At 52.5% G+C, this 18267-nt stretch carries 17 protein-coding genes, 2 tRNA genes and 4 pseudogenes; 7 read left to right on the top strand and 16 right to left on the bottom strand.

Going from position 1 to position 18267, the window contains the following annotated elements; translation table 11 throughout:
* Positions 1–168: 168 nt before the first annotated feature.
* On the top strand, positions 169–441 hold the full coding sequence (locus AC0L7S_RS01400; protein ID WP_473474131.1) for an HU family DNA-binding protein: 273 nt from the start codon (positions 169–171) through the stop codon (positions 439–441).
* A gap of 414 nt (positions 442–855) precedes the next feature.
* Positions 856–1008, top strand: a pseudogene (locus AC0L7S_RS01395) (IS66 family transposase); the annotation flags it as partial.
* A gap of 14 nt (positions 1009–1022) precedes the next feature.
* Here AC0L7S_RS01395 and AC0L7S_RS01390 read toward each other — a convergent pair.
* Together AC0L7S_RS01390 and AC0L7S_RS01385 are read right to left on the bottom strand one after the other, a co-directional pair.
* Complete coding sequence (locus AC0L7S_RS01390; protein WP_473472742.1) at positions 1023–1223, bottom strand: ATP-binding domain-containing protein; 201 nt, start codon at positions 1221–1223, stop codon at positions 1023–1025.
* Between the two features lie 107 nt (positions 1224–1330).
* Positions 1331–1507, bottom strand: coding sequence for a hypothetical protein (locus AC0L7S_RS01385; protein ID WP_473472741.1), 177 nt, complete (start codon positions 1505–1507; stop codon positions 1331–1333).
* Positions 1508–1836: 329 nt separating this feature from the next.
* Between AC0L7S_RS01385 and AC0L7S_RS01380 the strand changes: the two are divergent.
* A pseudogene (locus AC0L7S_RS01380) lies at positions 1837–2486 on the top strand (transposase); the annotation flags it as partial.
* Positions 2487–2685: 199 nt separating this feature from the next.
* On the opposite strand, the gene AC0L7S_RS01375 reads toward AC0L7S_RS01380, so the two are convergent.
* Complete coding sequence (locus AC0L7S_RS01375) at positions 2686–4128, bottom strand: hypothetical protein (protein ID WP_473472740.1); 1443 nt, start codon at positions 4126–4128, stop codon at positions 2686–2688.
* A 222-nt stretch (positions 4129–4350) separates the two neighbouring features.
* Here AC0L7S_RS01375 and AC0L7S_RS01370 point away from each other — a divergent pair, with 222 nt between their 5' ends.
* Entirely contained in the window at positions 4351–5346 is a 996-nt protein-coding gene (locus AC0L7S_RS01370) for a glycosyltransferase family 2 protein (protein WP_473474130.1), read from the top strand.
* On the opposite strand, the gene AC0L7S_RS01365 is transcribed toward AC0L7S_RS01370, so the two are convergent.
* Positions 5308–5607: a GtrA family protein gene (locus AC0L7S_RS01365; RefSeq protein ID WP_473472739.1), complete on the bottom strand. Its 300-nt coding sequence runs from the start codon at positions 5605–5607 to the stop codon at positions 5308–5310. The genes AC0L7S_RS01370 and AC0L7S_RS01365 overlap by 39 nt on opposite strands.
* Before the next feature lie 148 nt (positions 5608–5755).
* On the opposite strand from AC0L7S_RS01365, the gene AC0L7S_RS01360 reads away from it, so the two are divergent.
* Positions 5756–6538: a class I SAM-dependent methyltransferase gene (locus AC0L7S_RS01360; protein WP_473472738.1), complete on the top strand. Its 783-nt coding sequence runs from the start codon at positions 5756–5758 to the stop codon at positions 6536–6538.
* Between the two features lie 241 nt (positions 6539–6779).
* Here AC0L7S_RS01360 and AC0L7S_RS01355 read toward each other — a convergent pair.
* Positions 6780–6856: transfer RNA gene (locus AC0L7S_RS01355), tRNA-Asp, on the bottom strand.
* A 217-nt stretch (positions 6857–7073) separates the two neighbouring features.
* Here AC0L7S_RS01355 and AC0L7S_RS01350 point away from each other — a divergent pair.
* Positions 7074–7149: transfer RNA gene (locus AC0L7S_RS01350), tRNA-Val, on the top strand.
* A gap of 233 nt (positions 7150–7382) precedes the next feature.
* Here AC0L7S_RS01350 and AC0L7S_RS01345 read toward each other — a convergent pair.
* The 3 genes and pseudogenes from AC0L7S_RS01345 to AC0L7S_RS01335 form a co-directional block, all read right to left on the bottom strand.
* Positions 7383–8376: pseudogene (locus AC0L7S_RS01345) on the bottom strand (alpha-ketoacid dehydrogenase subunit beta).
* A 117-nt stretch (positions 8377–8493) separates the two neighbouring features.
* Positions 8494–9321: pseudogene (locus tag AC0L7S_RS01340) on the bottom strand (thiamine pyrophosphate-dependent dehydrogenase E1 component subunit alpha); the annotation flags it as partial.
* Between the two features lie 115 nt (positions 9322–9436).
* Positions 9437–10219, bottom strand: a complete 783-nt coding sequence (locus AC0L7S_RS01335; protein WP_473472737.1) for an SDR family NAD(P)-dependent oxidoreductase — start codon at positions 10217–10219, stop codon at positions 9437–9439.
* A gap of 194 nt (positions 10220–10413) precedes the next feature.
* On the opposite strand from AC0L7S_RS01335, the gene AC0L7S_RS01330 reads away from it, so the two are divergent.
* The gene (locus tag AC0L7S_RS01330) at positions 10414–11442 is read left to right on the top strand and encodes a LacI family DNA-binding transcriptional regulator (RefSeq protein WP_473472736.1); all 1029 of its coding nucleotides are present in this window, start codon (positions 10414–10416) and stop codon (positions 11440–11442) included.
* Positions 11443–11447: 5 nt separating this feature from the next.
* Here the strand turns inward: AC0L7S_RS01330 and AC0L7S_RS01325 are convergent, their stop codons facing one another.
* The 8 genes from AC0L7S_RS01325 to AC0L7S_RS01290 form a co-directional block, all read right to left on the bottom strand.
* Positions 11448–12542: a pyridoxal-phosphate-dependent aminotransferase family protein gene (locus AC0L7S_RS01325; RefSeq protein ID WP_473472735.1), complete on the bottom strand. Its 1095-nt coding sequence runs from the start codon at positions 12540–12542 to the stop codon at positions 11448–11450.
* A gap of 12 nt (positions 12543–12554) precedes the next feature.
* Positions 12555–13880 (bottom strand): alanine racemase, encoded by a 1326-nt coding sequence (locus tag AC0L7S_RS01320; RefSeq protein ID WP_473472734.1) that lies wholly within the window; start codon positions 13878–13880, stop codon positions 12555–12557.
* A 3-nt stretch (positions 13881–13883) separates the two neighbouring features.
* The gene (locus tag AC0L7S_RS01315) at positions 13884–14309 is read right to left on the bottom strand and encodes a RidA family protein (RefSeq protein WP_473472733.1); all 426 of its coding nucleotides are present in this window, start codon (positions 14307–14309) and stop codon (positions 13884–13886) included.
* A gap of 34 nt (positions 14310–14343) precedes the next feature.
* On the bottom strand, positions 14344–15012 hold the full coding sequence (locus AC0L7S_RS01310; protein ID WP_473472732.1) for an RraA family protein: 669 nt from the start codon (positions 15010–15012) through the stop codon (positions 14344–14346).
* Positions 15013–15029: 17 nt separating this feature from the next.
* A complete protein-coding gene (locus AC0L7S_RS01305; protein WP_473472731.1) occupies positions 15030–15833 on the bottom strand; it encodes an amino acid ABC transporter ATP-binding protein in 804 nt (267 codons plus the stop codon).
* 58 nt (positions 15834–15891) lie between these two features.
* On the bottom strand, positions 15892–16536 hold the full coding sequence (locus AC0L7S_RS01300; protein WP_473472730.1) for an amino acid ABC transporter permease: 645 nt from the start codon (positions 16534–16536) through the stop codon (positions 15892–15894).
* A 7-nt stretch (positions 16537–16543) separates the two neighbouring features.
* Complete coding sequence (locus AC0L7S_RS01295; RefSeq protein ID WP_473472729.1) at positions 16544–17206, bottom strand: amino acid ABC transporter permease; 663 nt, start codon at positions 17204–17206, stop codon at positions 16544–16546.
* Between the two features lie 84 nt (positions 17207–17290).
* A complete protein-coding gene (locus AC0L7S_RS01290) occupies positions 17291–18208 on the bottom strand; it encodes a transporter substrate-binding domain-containing protein (RefSeq protein ID WP_473472728.1) in 918 nt (305 codons plus the stop codon).
* Positions 18209–18267 lie beyond the last annotated feature (59 nt).

The following is an 18267-nucleotide window of genomic DNA, read 5'->3' as shown; positions in this document are numbered from 1 at the left end:
ATGAAAACCGGGCCTTGTGCCCGGTTTTTTTATGGCAAGAATCCCGGAAAACAGGGGATTTTTGCGTTTTTTCCTTCATTCCCGCTTGGTTGCTGGAGCGCTTTTTTTAAAGTCACCTTCCTGCCGGATGAGTCGCTCGTCCCGGTTTTCTCATGGAAGGGAAATTTTATGAACAAGAACGAACTGGTGTCCGCAGTCGCCGATGCCGCGAGTATTGCGAAGGGTGACGCACAGTCGGCGGTTGATGCGGTATTTTCCGTTATCACCGGCGAGTTGAAAAAGGGCGGAGATGTCCGTCTTGTTGGATTCGGAAATTTCACCGTATCGCAGCGTGCTGCCTCAACCGGCCGCAATCCGCAGACTGGCGCGGAGGTGCAAATTCCAGCCCGTACCGTGCCAAAGTTCTCGGCGGGCAAAGGCCTCAAGGATGCGGTCAATTAAAGACCGCATTACATGAGTGTAATTCAAAAGCCGGGCCTGCCCGGCTTTTTTGTGATCAAAAGGAGGGCATGCGTGTTTGCTATGGTTGGTATTTTCAGGCAAGGAGCAAATATGCGCGCCGCGGTAGGATCATCAACAAGCAGAAGTTCTGGCTCAGGTTCCGATGACTGAAGCCACATTATGGCTCCGGATATGCAGAAAAGAAATGGCGCGAGTGACGGGACTCGAACCCGCGACCTTTAGCGTGACAGGCCGTAGGATCATACTGCGAATTCAATGGAAATTTCAATTCCAGAATCCTCCAAACGTGCTCCGAGAGTTCTTAAAGTTGAAACCACACAAGCCACGTTTGACGCTGTAAATGTACACCTATTCACACGTCCCTACTAGGTCGCGACAGCACATTTTCTCATTCTTGCCCTAGGTTCCGGGAAAACCACGAAAGCCTCGCTATGGGCCTTCGCACGGAGTAATAGGCCCTATGGCGGAACCAGTCCGCCAATGGTTGCCTATCGTTTTGATGACAGCAAAGGCGCTGATTGCGTGGCGCGCCACCTTGCCGCATTCGTCGATTAGCTTCCCTATCCGCCAAATTCCCCTGATAGAATGAAGCTATAGGATGCTTCGCGCGACCCGCACAAATAGAGAGCCGATTTCGCTCGTGACATTCCAATGTATAGCGTCTCTTTGTCATGCAGGGATGTGCAGCCATCGAGTGCCCGCAGCACGATTATAGAACGTCCCAATCCCTTGAAACGAGCAACGGTATCGACCGTAATCACACGAGGGCTATAGTCTTCTAGGTGTGAAATTGCGTCGAACTTGGTCTCACGCAGAAAAGATCCGGTATCGACGAATTCTTCGCCGATGCGGCTGAACTCTGACCGGATCAGTATTTACCGCGCGCCTTTTCGTAGGCGTTTCGGTTGCCTTTGAATATGGCCATCATTTCCGCCCATTCCCAAACGACGATAATTCCATAGACGAGCGCGGCAATCAAAACAAACGGCAGGAGCACAAGGCCGAGTATTCCGCAGCCTGTGTAGTAGACTATCTTAGCAAACACTAATTTATTCCAGTTTAATACTGATCTGAATTAGTGTTACGCGCGTTCAGATCGTATTTCAAGAGGTACACAACCATATACGCCGCGTGTTATCCCTTTCTGTTATAGTTTGCGCGAGCTAGGGTCACACCAACCGAGCCAATCACAACACAATCATCGCGATGCCGACGACAACGCTGCCGTAAGCGAGCAACAATGTCCCCATGCCTGCGAAAACACCCCAAAATGTAGAAAATGCTATGTGCCTCATGCTTTCTCTCAGCGCGTTGCATTGCTGTCCGAATTATCCACTTGGAGTTAGAGTCCGGCCTCGATTGAAGGACGGACAGATGAAGCGGTTTACGGAAGAACAGACCATCGGTGTGCTGCGCGAGCACGAGGCGGGCGCGAAAGCGGCCGATCTGGCTCGTAAGCGCGGGATCAGCGAGGCGACCCTTTATAACTGGAAGGCAAAGTATGGCGGGATGGACGTGTCCGACGCCAAGCGTTTGAAGGCTCTGGAAGACGAGAATGCAAAGCTGAAGAAGCTGCTCGCCGACCAAATGCTGGAAGCATCGGCACTTCGCGAACTTCTGTCAAAAAAATGGTAGGGCTCGCCGCAGAGCGCGAAGCCATCGCGCATCTGCAGGCCGTCATGGGTCTGTCGGAGCGTCGGGCCTGTTCCTTCGTCAGTGCGGATCGCAAGATGATCCGCTACCCGTCGTGCCGTCCGCCAGAGACCGAACTGCGCGGCCGGCTACGTGACCTTGCCAATGAGGCCGGCGCTTCGGCTATCGGCGGTTGTTCATCCTGCTGCGGCGGGAAGGCGAGCCGGCTGGCATCAACCGCATCTATCGGCTCTACCGGGAGGAAGGGTTGACGGTTCGCAAGCGCCGGGCGCGGCGACGAGCGGTGGGTATGAGAGCGCTGATTCTGGTCGAAGCGGAGGCCGAATGCGCGCTGGTCACTGGACTTCGTGCACGACCAGTTCGCCTGCGGAGCTTTAACTCGACATGATATCGACCGCACGATCTCTGCGGCGTTTCACGCCATCATACAAGCCCAACTACAAGCTCGAGACGCTCCGCACCGATGCCGTCCGGGCGCTGCGCAAAATTCTGAAGGATGCGGGCGTCGTGACCATACCCCAGGAATGGTCATTTTTCAGGGGTAGGCTAATCGGGGATCAGAGTAATCAATCATTCATTTGACTGAACAGACCGCATCTTCGCAATCCCGTTGCGAGAGCAGTAAAATAAAATTGGCGCAAACAACATAAGCACAGTCGGTCCCATAAATGGTAATTGATACGCCATGGAATATCGTGAATACACAATCCATTGCTCTGAGCAAAGAATTATAAAATACAATGAAGAAATTGAAAACAACACAAATACGAATTCGCCAAGTTGAAATGACAGATATAAAGACCACAAACAAATTGCTGACAAAATCGAAAACCATATGGCTCCATGTAGGTCGTGAAAAATGTTCATCGATGTCCAGGACGCAATCATATCTCCCGGAAATAGCCCAAGTTTTTTCCAATATACATCAACCATCTCAGTTGGGTGATCCGTCCAAAGGCTGATGTAATATTTCTTCAAGGCCGCCTCGTAAGCTGGCGTAAGGTATTTCGCCTGAGGATTTATACGATGCGCAAGGGTGGCACCTACTTGATCCAGCCATTGAATTCCCTCTTTGGCAGTAAGTTCGTTTCCTGGAATTGCTAAACTCAGTACTACTGGATGCCAGAACGCATGGTAGCTCACGATTCCTCCGCTTTCATCATATCTGCCGGCCATATAATTATCGACCGACGCGGCGGAAAACATGAAAACCAAAGCGCACATCAACACGCGGAAAACAGAAGAATAGAAGTTCTGCCTCTTGTTTAAGAAAAACAAAACAATAGATAATATAAGTATCAAAAAAAGTGAAATACCATAGGTGGTTCTATATCTATAAATTATAATAGTAATAATGCCGACGACGCACGAAAATAAGCACGCTACAAACGTTCTACCCAGAACAGCCTCTCTTACCATAGCCGAGCACAACGCGGGTCCGAGCAAAGCAAACATTGGCAAGAGAAAATAATACTCATAGACGAATGTGGGCCCCATCGATTTCCCAGCGTGAAATGTTGCAAACACAATAATTGCTAACGGTATCGCGCCGATACCAAAGCATCCCATAACAACAGCCGACAGAAGTAACCCTGTTGCGAAAATTATTTTCATACCAAAAGCAACATCATTCAAAGACGCGTTCGGTATTAGCGACATAATCGACCCAATTATGTATGCCGTCGTTGCTTCATGGAAATTCGAAACTGATTGTTTTGCGTCGACGCAGTATGGATTAACGCCGCCAATGTAAAAATTATCGATCAGTTTATATATTGACTTATCATAATCTATTTCTCGATTAAATAGTTCTTTAATATCGATATTATTGTTGTATCGTTTAGGGATGCCGCAAATTGATTGCGCCATCCCCACCTTTAGCGACTGTTTTACGTGACTAAGGGTAATGGCAGCACCGGAATCTGATTGAAAGCTGGAAAAACCAGAAATATAAGATATTGCTAAAGTAATGACGACTGAAATCAGAATGCGCTGTAGAGACCAGGTAGTCATTGGTCGAAAGTCTATGATCAAGTATCTTATAATTCGAGAAATCGTCATATTTCAGAAAAATCCTCAAGCTTACGCATGGCATTTTAGCCCTCAAGGCTCGAATGTTGGATTATTTGATTTGTGTCAACTGCCAAAAATACTTTTCATTGCTCATATATTATGTTGAATGCGTATGCCGCTCTGTGTTGGCGGTTTTGTGATATCAATTTCGGTATTTTGACTATGAAGCGAAAAACGCCATTGAGACTCTCCATTGTCATCCCATGTTACAATGAAGAGGGGAATATTCGTTCGATTTACGACCGCATATTAGCCGCCATCCCAGAGCGGTGTGACCCTCAGATGCTATTTGTGAATGATGGGAGTGTTGATGGAACGATGTTTGAGTTGCGTCGCCTTCATGAATTTGACAATCGAGTGCATTTTCTCGATTTTTCACGAAACTACGGGCATCAGATAGCGATACGAGCCGGATTGGATCATTCAGATGCCGATGCTGTTATTATGCTTGATGGCGATCTTCAGCACCCTCCTGAACACATAGGAGAAATGGTCGAAGCGTTCGAGGCCGGCTTTGACATTGTAAATATGGTGCGGCAGGAGCAACGTGTGATGTCTGTCAAATACATCACAAGTATAGCATTTTATCGTATCATCAACTCTGTTTCCAGTACTAAAATCACTCCCGGCGGATCTGACTTTAGATTGCTCTCGAAACAAGCAGTGGATGCACTCCGCCAAAGCAGAGAGCGCAATATTTTTATACGCGGTGTTGTCCCTATGCTGGGTTTTCGCCAAAAAGACATCCCGTACCAGCCTGACATTAGGAATTATGGACAATCGTCGTATAATCTTCATCGTATGTTTGGATTGGCTAGAGCGGGGCTTCTCTCGACTACTGTTATGCCTTTGCGTGTATCGACTTATATTGGACTTGTACTAGCTGTCGGTTTACTAATTTATCTTGCATATGTGTTTGAAATAGCTTTGTTTTCCGATTCCCCAGCGCGTGGCTGGTCGTCGCTGATGATAATTTTGCTTTCGGTGTCAACCATGAATTTTTTAGTGTTGGGTATGATGGGGGAGTATTTGGCAAATCTGGTTGAGGAATCTAGGCAGAGGCCTCTCTATATTGTTAGATCTTCGTCTAAAGACACGCTATTCTCTTCAGAGTCCGATCTATCGGAAAACTACAAACTTTCCGGCCATGAAAGATAAAAGGGGCCATGTAATTGTAACAAGGAAAACCATCGAAATAAATGATGCCCCGAGAAGAAGTTGACCGCCGCCGATTATCGTAACATTATATATGTATCCAAATAGATATAATATTGCGTACTTTCCTGCCTGAGATGCTGATGTTATGCGGCCATTCTTGAAGGTTAAGGTAGAATTCATTACAAAGCTCACGATCACCGCGGCGAGATAGCCTGTGGTTGTCGCGGTGATTACCGAATTAGGATTTAGACTGATTACCATGTAGGAAACCACGAAATAGATTGCGGCATTGGCTCCTCCGGCTACAGCGAACCACGCCAACTCACGGAGAGTGTGGTTATTTGGCAAACACAATCGGGGGAATGGCGACATTGCCAGGACAACTCTCAAGAATCTAAGGGACCAATCGATGCAACAACGAAGCGCGTCGGAGCGACAACAGGCACACTTTGATGGCATAGCAAGCACTTACATTCAAGCCCGCAAGGATCCTCGTCATCTTCTTATCAAGAATCTTATATGGGAGGAATTCTTCACGAAGTCTGGTATGCAAGTGCCGGATGCGCCACGTGTATTGGAAGCAATGTGTGGGGTAGGTGAAGGACGTTATTTACTTCAGAAGTATCTGAATGTCGCACCAAAGTGGCAGGGATTTGACTACAGCCCGAATATGGTAGCCGCTGCGCAAGAAATTCATGGGAATGACTGCGTTTTTCTAGCAGACGCGACATCTTACGTCCCACAGGAGAAGTTCGATATTATTTTGATCATTGGCGGGTTACATCACGTTCATTGGAAGGCGAAAGATACTGTAAAGAATTTAGCATCAGCATTGGCGCCAGGCGGCTATATTGTAGCCTTCGAACCTACGCACGCCAATTCGTTCTACAAAGCCATTCGCAATCGCGTGTACAAACGCAACAGTCTTTTCGACGCTGAAACCGAGCGAGCATTCCATGTGCAAGAACTTTGGAGCTTTTTCGAAAACGCTGGGCTTGAACATAGATACGATCTGAATTTTGGCCTTTCGGCGTATACGCTATTTTATAATCCTGATGCTTTTCCCTGGCTCAACAAGGGCCCTCTATCGCTAGTGTCCGGTCTCTGGTCTGTCGATAAAATGTTCTCCCAAAACGCAATCGGCCGTTTCTTCTCGTTTGCAACGCTTACACTTTGGCAAGCCTCGAAATAGCACTCTGCGCAATCACAAATCGTGGAAAATACCATCTCATTTTCACATAGGTCATGACGACTAACCAAAGAACGGAACTTTTAAAAATTTCTCAAAGACACTCGTCCGGCGACAGGCAGAAGCCTGAAAGCAAATACCGAACATAAAGTTGAAACCGGATTTGAGAAAAAGTTGAAACTCTAATTTTCGCGCTGCCGCGAAAAACGATCCTCATCGTCTTGAATTACTAGGAGAATATAACTGGCGCGAGTGACGGGACTCGAACCCGCGACCTCCGGCGTGACAGGCCGGCACTCTAACCGACTGAGCTACACCCGCGCACTAACGAACACAGCAAATATTGTGTGCTCCGAAGCGGCTGGATAAGGCGTTCATCGAAGGGTGTCAAGCCGAGTAGAGAGCCATAACAGAAAAGAGCTGAATGTTTTTTGTCCCCCCGCGCTTCCTGGGCACAAAGCTTCATCTTTACTACGGAGCTAATGCTCGTTTGGTCTTGCGAAATTCTGCCAAACTGCTTAAAGGTCCGCTCTTGGAAGGGCGATTAGCTCAGTTGGTAGAGCGCTTCGTTTACACCGAAGATGTCGGGAGTTCGAGTCTCTCATCGCCCACCATGTTTACCTCAACGGTTCCAATAGATTAGAGGTATCGAGACGTTCCCGAATTTCAATGAAACAGGTCACTGGCTCCACTCTGGCACCAGAAACGACGATTATGGTTTTAATTCGCAAACATCGGGACGGGTATCAGGTCCGAATCTGCGGCGGGGATACCTCCAGGCCATCAAATCCTTCCGATTGCTACCCGACGCTAAGGAATGGGCTCGGTTGATGGAAGCGTCAGGCGATCAGCGGCGTCCCATTACGAGGTCGCGCGCCACAGACACAATACGCTCTTTTGACGGAATGACGATGTTTTCGAGGTGATCGTTGAACGGCATTGGCACATCTGCGGACGTCACCCGCACCACCGGCGCATCGAGCCAATCAAATGCCTTGTCAACGACCATTGCGGCAATCTCTGCGCCAAAACCACCGGTCTGAACCGCCTCATGCACCACCATGAGGCGGTTGGTCTTGCGTACGGACTTGATGATCGTGTCTTCATCCAGTGGTTTGATCGTACGCGGGTCTATGACCTCAGCACTAATACCCTCGCGTTGGAGTGTGGCTGCCGCGGACAGGGACCGCGCCACCATCATCTGGGTAGCCACGATGGTGATGTCGCTACCTTCACGCTTGATGTCGGCCTTTCCGATGGGAATGGCGTAAGGTTCTTCCGGAACGGATGCAGCATCCCCAGATAGAGCATTTTGTGTTCAAGGAAGATAACCGGGTTGTCATCACGTATAGCGGAAATCAGCAGGCCTTTTGCATCAGCCGGTGTAGACGGCGCAATGACAACCAGTCCCGGAATGTGCATGAACCAGGCTTCGAGACTCTGGCTATGCTGGGCGGCGAGACGGATGCCTCCCCTTGGGGGCCGCGAATTACGATGGGCACGCGTGCAGAGCCGCCGTTCATGAAACGGAATTTGGCCGCCTGATTGACGATCATGTCCATCATCTGCGTTACGAAGTCAAAAATCTGAACCTCGACCACCGGTCTCATGCCGGCAATCGCCGCACCAACACCCGCCCCGCAGAACCCCGCTTCCGAAATCGGCGTATCACGAACGCGCTCACGTCCGAACAGGTCGACCAATCCGGCTGTTACCTGGAAGATTCCCCCTGTCTCGGCAATATCCTCGCCCATTGCAAAGACGTCTGGATCGCGCTCCATTTCCTGTCGCAGTGCCTCATTGAGAGCCTGCGCATAAGTCAGTTCACGTTGCGCCTGCATGCTCGGTTCCGAAAGAACCGCGTGCGGCACATAAACGGCTTTAGCCAGAATATCTTCATCGGGTTCCGGGCTCTCTTCGGCGAATTTGACTGCGGCGTCTATTTCATCAGTGACCGCGTTTCGTATGTCGATGACCCGAGAATTGAAATCCGCATCCATTTTCGCCATTCGCTCTTCCAGCAAGAGCAATGGATCACGCGCTTCCCACGATTTGCGATCCTCATTGCTTCGCGGTTCGCGCAGGTTGGCACGCATGCTATGGGGGCCCCAACGCCACGTCATCGCCTCGATCAGGCTCGGCCCATCGCCGGCACGCGCGCGCTCGACCGCCTCTCCCACGACCTTGTAGACCTCGACAACATCATTGCCATTGATGGTGCGCCCCGGCACGCTATAGGCAACGGCGCGCTGCGCAATCAGTTCGACCGACGTCGTGACGTTAAAAGGCGTGTTTAATGCGTATTGATTGTTCTCGCACACGAAGATCATTGGCAATGACCACACCGAAGCGAGATTGAGAGCCTCGTGAAAAACGCCTTGGTTGGCCGCACCATCACCGAAAAAAGCAACGGCGACCGCATCGGTGTTGCGTAGTTTCGCAGCCAAAGCCGCACCCGCGCCTAGTGGCATGGTTGCACCAACGATACCATTGGCACCGAGAATGTTGAGTTCCAGATCGGCGATGTGCATGGAGCCGCCGAGCCCGCCGCAATATCCTGTGGAGCGCCCCATCAATTCGGCCATCATGCGCTCGACGCTGGCACCCTTGGCAATGCAATGGCCGTGACCGCGGTGGTAGCTCCCGATGTAATCGGCTGCCAACAGATTGCGGCAGGTGCCAGCTGCGATCGCCTCTTCGCCCGCATAGCTGTGGGCTGTTCCTTTGATGCGTCCAGCCTTGAAAAGCTCCGTGGCTTTCTCCTCGAAACACCGGATCCGAAACATCGTTTCATAGAGGTCGAGCATTACACCCGCTTCAACCTGAAGATTGCTCCCCGTTCGATCAAGTTCTGAGCTGGCTGTGCTTTGCGTCATTGATCCTGACCGGCGAATAAGAAGTTCAATCCTTGTCCAGCCCGCCACTGAAGTTCAAACGCTCGGCGGTGATGTAGATTGGGGCGTCAAGTGCAAGCCACACGATGCCATTTGCAACGTCTTCGGGTTCGACACGATATCCCAATGGAATGCGTCTGGTGCGCTCGGTAATGAATGCATCAATGTCCGTGATGCCGTCGATGCGCGCCATTGCTTCTTCGGTCACGCGTTGCAATTCCGTATCCATCATGCCCGGCGAGACACTGTTGACCAACACGCCAAAGGGCGCGAGTGCCACTGCGGATGCCCGCGTCACTGAATCCACACCTGCCTTGCTCGCTGAATAGGCCATGTAATTGGGCAGCGCCATGCGTGAACCGGGGGAGGTGATGTTGATTATCCTTCCCGATTTTTGATCGCGCATGTGCCGCCCTGCGGCGGATGTTGTGAGGGCAAGCGCGGTCAGATTGACTGCAAGTGTGCGTTGCCAGACCTCTGGCGTCATTTCAAAGAAGCTTTCAACGCCTGCAAACCCGGCATTGTTGATCAAAACATCCAGGCGGCCCCAGGTATTCACGGCATCGTCGATGACACGCTGAGGAGCACCGGAAAAGGTGAGGTCATGCATCGACACCAGTGCGCTTGAGCCGGCATCTTTGCATAGAGACTGGGTTTCGCGCGCAGCGGCTTCATCAATGTCATTGATGAGCACATCGCAGCCACGTTGCGCCAAAGCCATCGATATCGATCTGCCAAGGCCGTTTCCACCGCCAGTGACGATCGCCACCTGTCTGCTCTTGTTTGTCACGCCTACCTGCCCGGATGTCGAAAAACAATTGCTTGAATGATACCGGTATCATAAACTGAGTCAAGGCACCGGTTTCAGCGCTGGACCTGGGAACACGGCTACCCGTGATCTCGAAACTTGCGTAGCAAGCCGATATACGACATTGCTCATTGTCGCATTGCGGCGTGATGGAGCGTCTGGAGCAATGGTGTTCGATGTCATCTGAAGAAAAACCGCAGATAAAATCCAAATCGCAAGGTATGCGCGCCATTGCTCGCAAGGCAGGCGTTGCCCCCATGACCGTCTCGCGAGCCCTGTCGCAGCCGGGAAAAGTCTCCGCCGAGACCCGCAAACGCATCATGGATGTCATCAAACAAGAGGATTTCATTCCTGATCGGATGGCAGGCAGTATGCGCAACGCCAATCGGATCATCGGATCGGTGGTGCCAGCTCTCATCAATGCCGGGATTGCCGAACAGGTACAGGGCATGGCCGATGCCTGCCACGAAAACGGATATCAGCTTCTGCTCATTCAGGGTGAATTCACGCCTCAGGCAGAAGAAGCAGCAATTCGCTCGCTCATTGGCTGGCGCCCGTCGGGGCTCGTACTTCAAGCATTTGTTCGGTCAAAGAATGTCCGCGATCTGCTTCGTCGCCGCGAAATTCCAACTGTTGAATTGAGTGAGGTTCGCGGTCGCCGGCCGGTGGAACTGGCTGTCGGGGTTTCCAATTTCGATGCAGCCTATGCAATGACCACCCATCTGATCAACAAAGGTTACAATCCCATCGGTTTCGTTGACATGGTCATCAATGCGAACGACCGTCTGCGCCAGCGCAGGATCGGCTATCGCAAAGCCCTCGAAGACAATCATATTCCCTATGATCCCCAGCACGAAATCATGGTCGAAGTCTCGCCTCAGGGAGGTATCGCCGCACTGCACAGGTTGATTGATCAGGACCCGGGCATTCGCGCAATCTTTTGTTCCAGCGATGCGATTGCAATCGGCATGGTCCAGGAATGTCGTCGATTGAACCTGTCGATCCCGGACAAAATCGCGGTCGCTGGCTACGGCGACCTCGATATCGCTTCGGCACTCTATCCGTCGCTGACCACAGTCAGAATCCCGCGCTACAAGATGGGACGCCGTGCGGTTGAGGAACTCCTCCATCGCATTCGAGGCAATCCGATCGAAACATCGTCCGTTATGCTGGATTTTGAGATTATTGAACGCGAAAGCGCCTGAAAATATCAACTTCTACCTGTAAATTCCGAAATTCCGTTCAACAGAGCGTCAGCATCGCTACGCCCTATCAGGGGAGACATGTGGCCGACGCGAATGATGCGGTCCTTGAGTGGACCAAACCCGCTTCCAACATGAATGGCGTGTTGTTCGGCCAGATGTTTCACCAACGCGTTTGCTGTACCGTCCGGCACCTCTAACGCCGTCACGACATTTGAGGCCCACGGTTCCTCGACCAGCGCTCGGAGCCCGACCGCGCCTGCTTTCAGGCGCAAATGATCGGCAATGGCACGGTAGTGTGCTGCACGCGCATCGACGCCGTCATGTTCCAACTCCCGTAGCGCGGCCTGAAGTGCCAACGTGGTGCTGGTTGGTACCGTGACGGGGTAGGGGTGCCAGTCATGCCATTTCTCATCAAACTGTAGCCAGTTTGCAAGGTCCAGATACCAGGATTTTGGCGCATCAGCGCACTCGTCTATCGCCTTGAGCGCACGGGCACTGAGCGCGATTTGGGCCAACCCCGGCGCGCTGCCCAGGCATTTCTGTGACGATGCACAGGCGATGTCGATATCCCAGGCATCCATGGTAAATGGCACGCCACCCAGGGAAGCGACTGCATCGACCATAATCAGAGCACCGTGTCGCTTCCCCGCTTTGGCAATCTCGGCGATCGGATTGGCAACGCCGGTTGTGGTTTCCACATGCGTGGTTACGAAAAGCCGCGCGGGCTTACCAGTTTGCACACATTCTTCGAATTGTTCGGCCAGAACCGGCTCTCCCCACGGTGCAGTCACCCGTTCGACATCTGCACACCGCGCGTTGGCGATCTGTGCGAGACGCTCGCCGTGAAAGCCGTTGACACTGACGACCACCCTGTCTCCCGGTCGAACGATGCTGTTGATTGTTGCATCAAGCCCAGCCGATCCTGAACCCGGAATGTTCAACACTCGCCCCGTCGTTCCGAAGAGGGCTTGCAAACTATTGAGCACGTCGCGCCAGACGGGAACCCAGTCAGGCCCGTAGTGCAGCCGCGACGAGGAGGCCATGGCATTCAAAACGGCTGGAGAAGGCGGGACTGGCCCCGGAATCATGTAAAGCGCCATGCCGAGGCTCCATCAGAAGAATGTTCGCACAGCATCGACGACGTTGTAGTCGCGATCGACGATCGGTATGACGCGCCATTTGTCAAATGCGGTGCAGGGATGAGAAATGCCACATCCGAAGAAATCGCCGACCTCCAACTGATCGTCGGGTGGATATGTCAGGTAAGCATGCTGATCGTTGGACCCTATGATGCGATACCGCTCATCAAGAGCTTTCGGTTTCGCCACGCCGCGCTTGTGATAGATTGGAACCGGGAGTTCTATGTCTGTCGGCATATCCCGCCCGCCCATACCCAATATGGCCAAGCCCCGCTCTGGCAACGACAGAACAGCCGACCACACCTCGATTGCAGGGATGAAGGATGTTCCCGGCAAGGCTCGCCACGACTTGCCGCCGAACGGAGAAGTTGTGTCGAAGAAGCTCGAGTCATGGGTGACATAGCATCCGCTGCGAAGGACAAGCTGGCAATCTGGCAGGACATCCTTTCCCGCCAGAGCGACCACCCTGTCAAAATACTGGCTACCACCGGCAGACACGAGAAAGGGATGCGTATTTGTCGTGATTTTTCGAACCGCCCGTACCGCATCGGTGAATCTATTGAGATAGATATCGACCGATGCCAGTCTTTCTTCGCGCGTGTCGCCGCGAGCAATCCCTTCATAGCCGTTCATCCCGACGAGTTCCACGAAAGGGGAGCAAGCGTGCGCGGCTCTGGCTAGCGCAACAGCATCGTCGGTCGTGCGTACGCCGCATCGGCCTTTGGGCATGCCGAAATCCACAAGAACCCGTTGTGGACGACCGCAGTCGTGAAGTTTCAAAGCCTCGACCAGTGTATCGAGCCCGGCCTGGCTGTCGATAACGACATAAATTTCCACTTCCGGATGATCGCGAAGCTGTCGGCTGAGATATTGCGCGTCGTAAGTCGTCACCATCTCGTTTGCGACAAATACCCGCTGCACGCCAAAATTCCGGCAGACCTGAAGCTGTGCAATATTGGCAACGGTAATGGCCCAGCCGCCCGCCGCCAGTTGCCGGTGGAAAAGATGAGGCACCATGGAGGTTTTGCCATGGGGGGCCAACCACGCATCATTGTCGTCACAAAACGTCTGCAGGAGCGCGATGTTGTGCGTCAGGGCATCCGCTTTGAGGACAAGGCGCGGCAACGGAAGGTCGCCGCGCAGGGTGTTCCAATTTTGCAGCGCAATTTCGCCCAGACGGATTTCCTGGTCCGGCAGCCCTTTTTCCACTCCAGACATCAACGTATCGTCAAGAATGGAGAGCGCGTGTTCCAGTGCACGAAGATCGGTTGCCGGCGCAGTGGTTCGGCGTGCCATCATCGATCAGCTTTGCGGCTTGTAGGCGATACATTCAATCTCGACGAGAATGTTATTGAGGATCTTGGCTTCAACTGTGCTGCGTGCTGGCGGGGCGTTCTTGAAATACTCGGAATACACATCATTGTAGCCGTGAAAATCCCGGTCGATGTCGCGCAAAAACGTGTTCACCTTCACCACATCATCAAGTGTTGCACCGGCTGCTGCCAGCACGATCTTCAGGTTTTCTATGGTCTGGCGCGTCTGCGGTTCGATTCCGCCTTCGATGAGTTCACCCGGCATCCATCCCTTGCCTTTGACGCCATGCGCCGGCTTTCCCGGAAGCAGGCCGACATTGCCAGAAACGTAAATGAAATCTCCAGCTCGCATTGCCGGTGAGAGGAACGGATGTTCAGGCGGGCCGTCGGGAACGTGGATGACCTGTTTTGCCATGCTTTTCTCCTTTGTCGTTGTGGTGCCAATGTCTTCAGATGTGACCGTGCCGATCCAGGCTCTCAGTGGGTGGAACACCTCGGCTTGTCTCACTGCGTACCTTGGATTCGGCCAGAACGATCTCTTCGGCTTTTATGAGAACGCGCTCGGCATCGGTGCGCGGAATCACAATGATCGCCTCGAACTCGCCCATGACGATGTCGCCTGGATTGATCGTCACGTCCCCAATCGTGACTGGCTTTTGTTCCGCCACCATTTCCCACCGACCAATGCCGTTGAGCGGCGACATGGCGCTGTAGAATGCTTGAAAGGCGATATCGCGCAGACCCTCGATATCACGTAAATTGCCATCGAGGATGACACCGACGCAACCACGCGCCCGAGCGGCATTGGCGGTCAGTTCGCCAAAATGACCTACAGTGCTACCCGGCGCTGTTACAGAAACCAGTAGGGAATCCGGCGTCAGCTTCTCGAACATGTGCAGATAGGGGCGCATGCGAACAAGTCCCTTGTCCCAGTCGACGTGGGGCAAGATCGCGGCTCCTTCCACAGTATAGGCCTCGCCGACGATCCTTTGATCGGGCAGCAAGGGGCGAAATCGCTGCGGCAGCACCTTCTCTTCGATCCCCAATTGGTACATTGCATCACACACGCCAGGTAAATACAGGGCACGAAAGCGGGTGCAGAGTTCTTTCAGATCCATTTTGATAGTTCTCCTTGTCAAAGCTGCGCCTTCTTGAACCGCCGCAGAAATGCCTGAAGTCGCTCCGTCTGTGGATCGCTGAGAAGCTGTCCGGGAAGCCCTTTTTCGACCACCCGCCCGTTGTCCATGAAGATGATATGGTCGGCCACGTCGCGGGCAAAATGCATTTCATGTGTTACGACGATCATCGTGATCCCATGTTCTGTCGCTACCTCGCTCATGACACTGAGGACTTCATCGACCAGTTCGGGATCAAGTGCCGATGTGACCTCATCGAAGAGGATGACGTGGGGTGTCATGGCAAGAGCGCGCGCGATCGCCACTCTTTGTTGCTGTCCGCCTGACAGACGGTTGGGAAACTCATTGATTTTGTCGGCCAGACCAACGCGTTCCAGGAAGTTGACGGCAATCTCGTTCGCTTCGGCTTTGCTTAGATTACGTGTCTTGTAAGGCCCGAGAGCGACGTTTTGCAGGACGCTCATGTGCGGGAAAAGATTGAATCGCTGGAAGACCATGGCGACGTCGGCGCGCAGGTTTTTCAAATTGCGATCGGGCTCCTTGATCAGGCGCCCATCATATTCACGATAGCCGACCAGAGAACCGTTCACATAGATTCGGCCTACTTCATATTCTTCGAGAAAATTGATGCAGCGCAGGAACGTTGATTTGCCCGATCCGCTGGGTCCGATAATAACGGACACGTCGCCTTTTGCCACCTCGAGATCAATGCCTTTGAGAACATGCAATTCACCAAAATGCTTGTGAACGTCGCGCGCAACAATCATCGGCTTGGGTTGCACCGTAGCGGTGGGTTCGACCATAGAAGGGTCCTGTCATAATATTGAATCGGCTATTCAAAGCCCGCTGCGTGGTTTGCAACTAACTCGGAAACTCAAAGCGACGTTCAGCGTAACTTCCGATACGAGAGATACCGAAGTTGATGATGAAATAGATGACGGCAAGAGCGAGCAGGAATGGTATCGGTTCGCCGGTGCGCTCGATCACGTGACGGGCAGATAAAAGCAGGTCCGCTACCCCGACGAGTGAGACAAGCGATGTACCCTTTACAATCTCGATACACAGGTTTGTCCATGGTGGCATGGCCCGGCGGGTCGCTTGGGGCAAGATCACGTTGAACAGGCGTTGCCAAAAGCCCAGGCCGATTGAGATCGCAGCTTCTGTTTGCTCTTGAGGTATGGCGTTGACGGCGCCACGGGTGAGTTCGGCCATGTGTGCGGCCGTGAAGAGGCTGAGCGCCAGAACGACCGAAGTGATGCGAGGCATGCTCAAATCGAAGGCAACCGGGCCGTAAAAGATGACGAAAATCGTTACCAGTACGGGCAATCCCCGAACCAGATCGACATAGAGACGCAACGGAGCACGCAACCAGATGGAACCATAGACGAGCCCGATACCAATGAGCAGACCAAGCGGCGTGCCGAGCGCAATCGAAAAAATGGTGATTTCCAGCGTGACGAGAAGGCCCGACGGCAGGAAATGCCAGTTTGCGATCAAAAGGTCCATGTGAGCCTCAGCGCCAACGAACCGTGACGGATTCGACCCAGCGCAATGCGTGCGCGATGATAAAGCCGAAGCCCAGATACATACCGGCGACCGCAGTCCATGCTTCAACAACGCGCCATGTGTCGGTATTGATTACGCGCCCGGCGAAGGTGATCTCGGGTACCGAGATCGCAACCGCGAGAGAACTGTCCTTGAATAGCGAGATCACATAATTGCTGAGGGCTGGAAGGACTTCGGCAAACATGATCGGTAGCAGGACATATCGCAGTGTATTCATTCCCGACAAGCCAATGGATTTCGCCGCTTCGATGTAACGTGATTGAATGGCTTCAAAGCCGGCGCGAAAAATTTCGGCAAGATAGGCCGCCGCATAAAGCGACATTGCCACAACCGCTGAGGCGTACTTGTCCAGCCCGCGAATACCCAGGATCGGAAATGCGAAGAAGACAAAAAGAATGATGAGCAGAAGTGGAACATTGCGGAAAAAGTGAACGTAGGATGCAGCAATCCATACAAGCACCGGCTTCTTGCTCATTTGCAAGAGAGCAACGCCTAAACCCAGAACCATGCCGACGACAAGCGATGCAAGAGTAATGGCGACGGCGATAAGCAGCCCATAGAACAACAGATCAATGTAGTTCAGCAGCACTGAATATCGAAGTTGATACATCCTGACTGATCCTCAATCGCCAATTCGCGCAGCTTGCGGCCTGATGTCAGATAGCAGCAGGCCGCAGCGCGTTTTCAATCTGGATCAGAAGAATTCCTGCGGCAGACCGGACACTGGCAGAGGTGGCTCGGTGCCAAAATTCTCCTTGAAGGCTGCAGCATAGGCAGGAAATTCAACACCTGTCATTGCTTCATGCAACGCGGTATTGAGAAAATTCAGCCAGCGCTGATCGCCGGGTTTGACGGCAGCAGCGTAGGTTTGAGGCAACCAGTTCGTGTCGCCGACCTTGTATCGGTCCGGCTTCTTCGCAACGAAGTAAGAGATTTCGCCATTTCCGCCGACGTAAGCATCAACCCGGCCGCCATCCAGCGCAAGAATGCTGTTTGACACCGAATCGAACTGTTCGACCTTGGCGTCAGAAATCCCCATCTTGACGAGATCTTCTGCAAAGGTGTTTTGAAGAATGCTCGTCGAGGCACCTTTTTCGTTCATCGATTTAGCGCCACTATAGGGGCTGTCGATCAGATGCATGGTGGTGATCGATTCCCGATAGTAGGGAATGGTAAACTCCGCAGTCTGTGCGCGCTGTGCGTTCACGGTGATAAGTTGAATGGCGACGTCGATCTTTCCTGCTGCCAGATTGGGAAGCCGCGCGTCCATCTCCTGTTCGAAGAATTCCACTTTGCTGGGATCGCCAAACAACCCCTTGGCGATGATGCGTGCGATCTCAATATCGAACCCCGCAGGTTCACGTTGTTCGTTCATGTAACCCCACGGCGGAATCGTGAAGGTAACACCGGCGATAAGATGACCGCGATTGAGAACTTCTTCCAGTTTGCTGTCACCGGCTTCAGCCGCCGCCGCAGGGGTGATGGAAGCAGAAAGCAAGCCTGCCCCGGCAGTTCCTGCCGCCATTCCTCCCACAAATGGGGTACCTGTCGCGAGCATTCCAGCACTTGCAATGATACTTCTGCGATTCAACTTTTTCTGTTCGTTTGACATTGCTACCTCCCAGTTACAACGACGCTCAAAACCTGTTGATCGCTGGTATGATACCGGTA

The organism is Mesorhizobium sp. G2-6-1, assembly GCF_055809095.1.
This window is presented reverse-complemented; position numbering and strand designations above follow the sequence as displayed.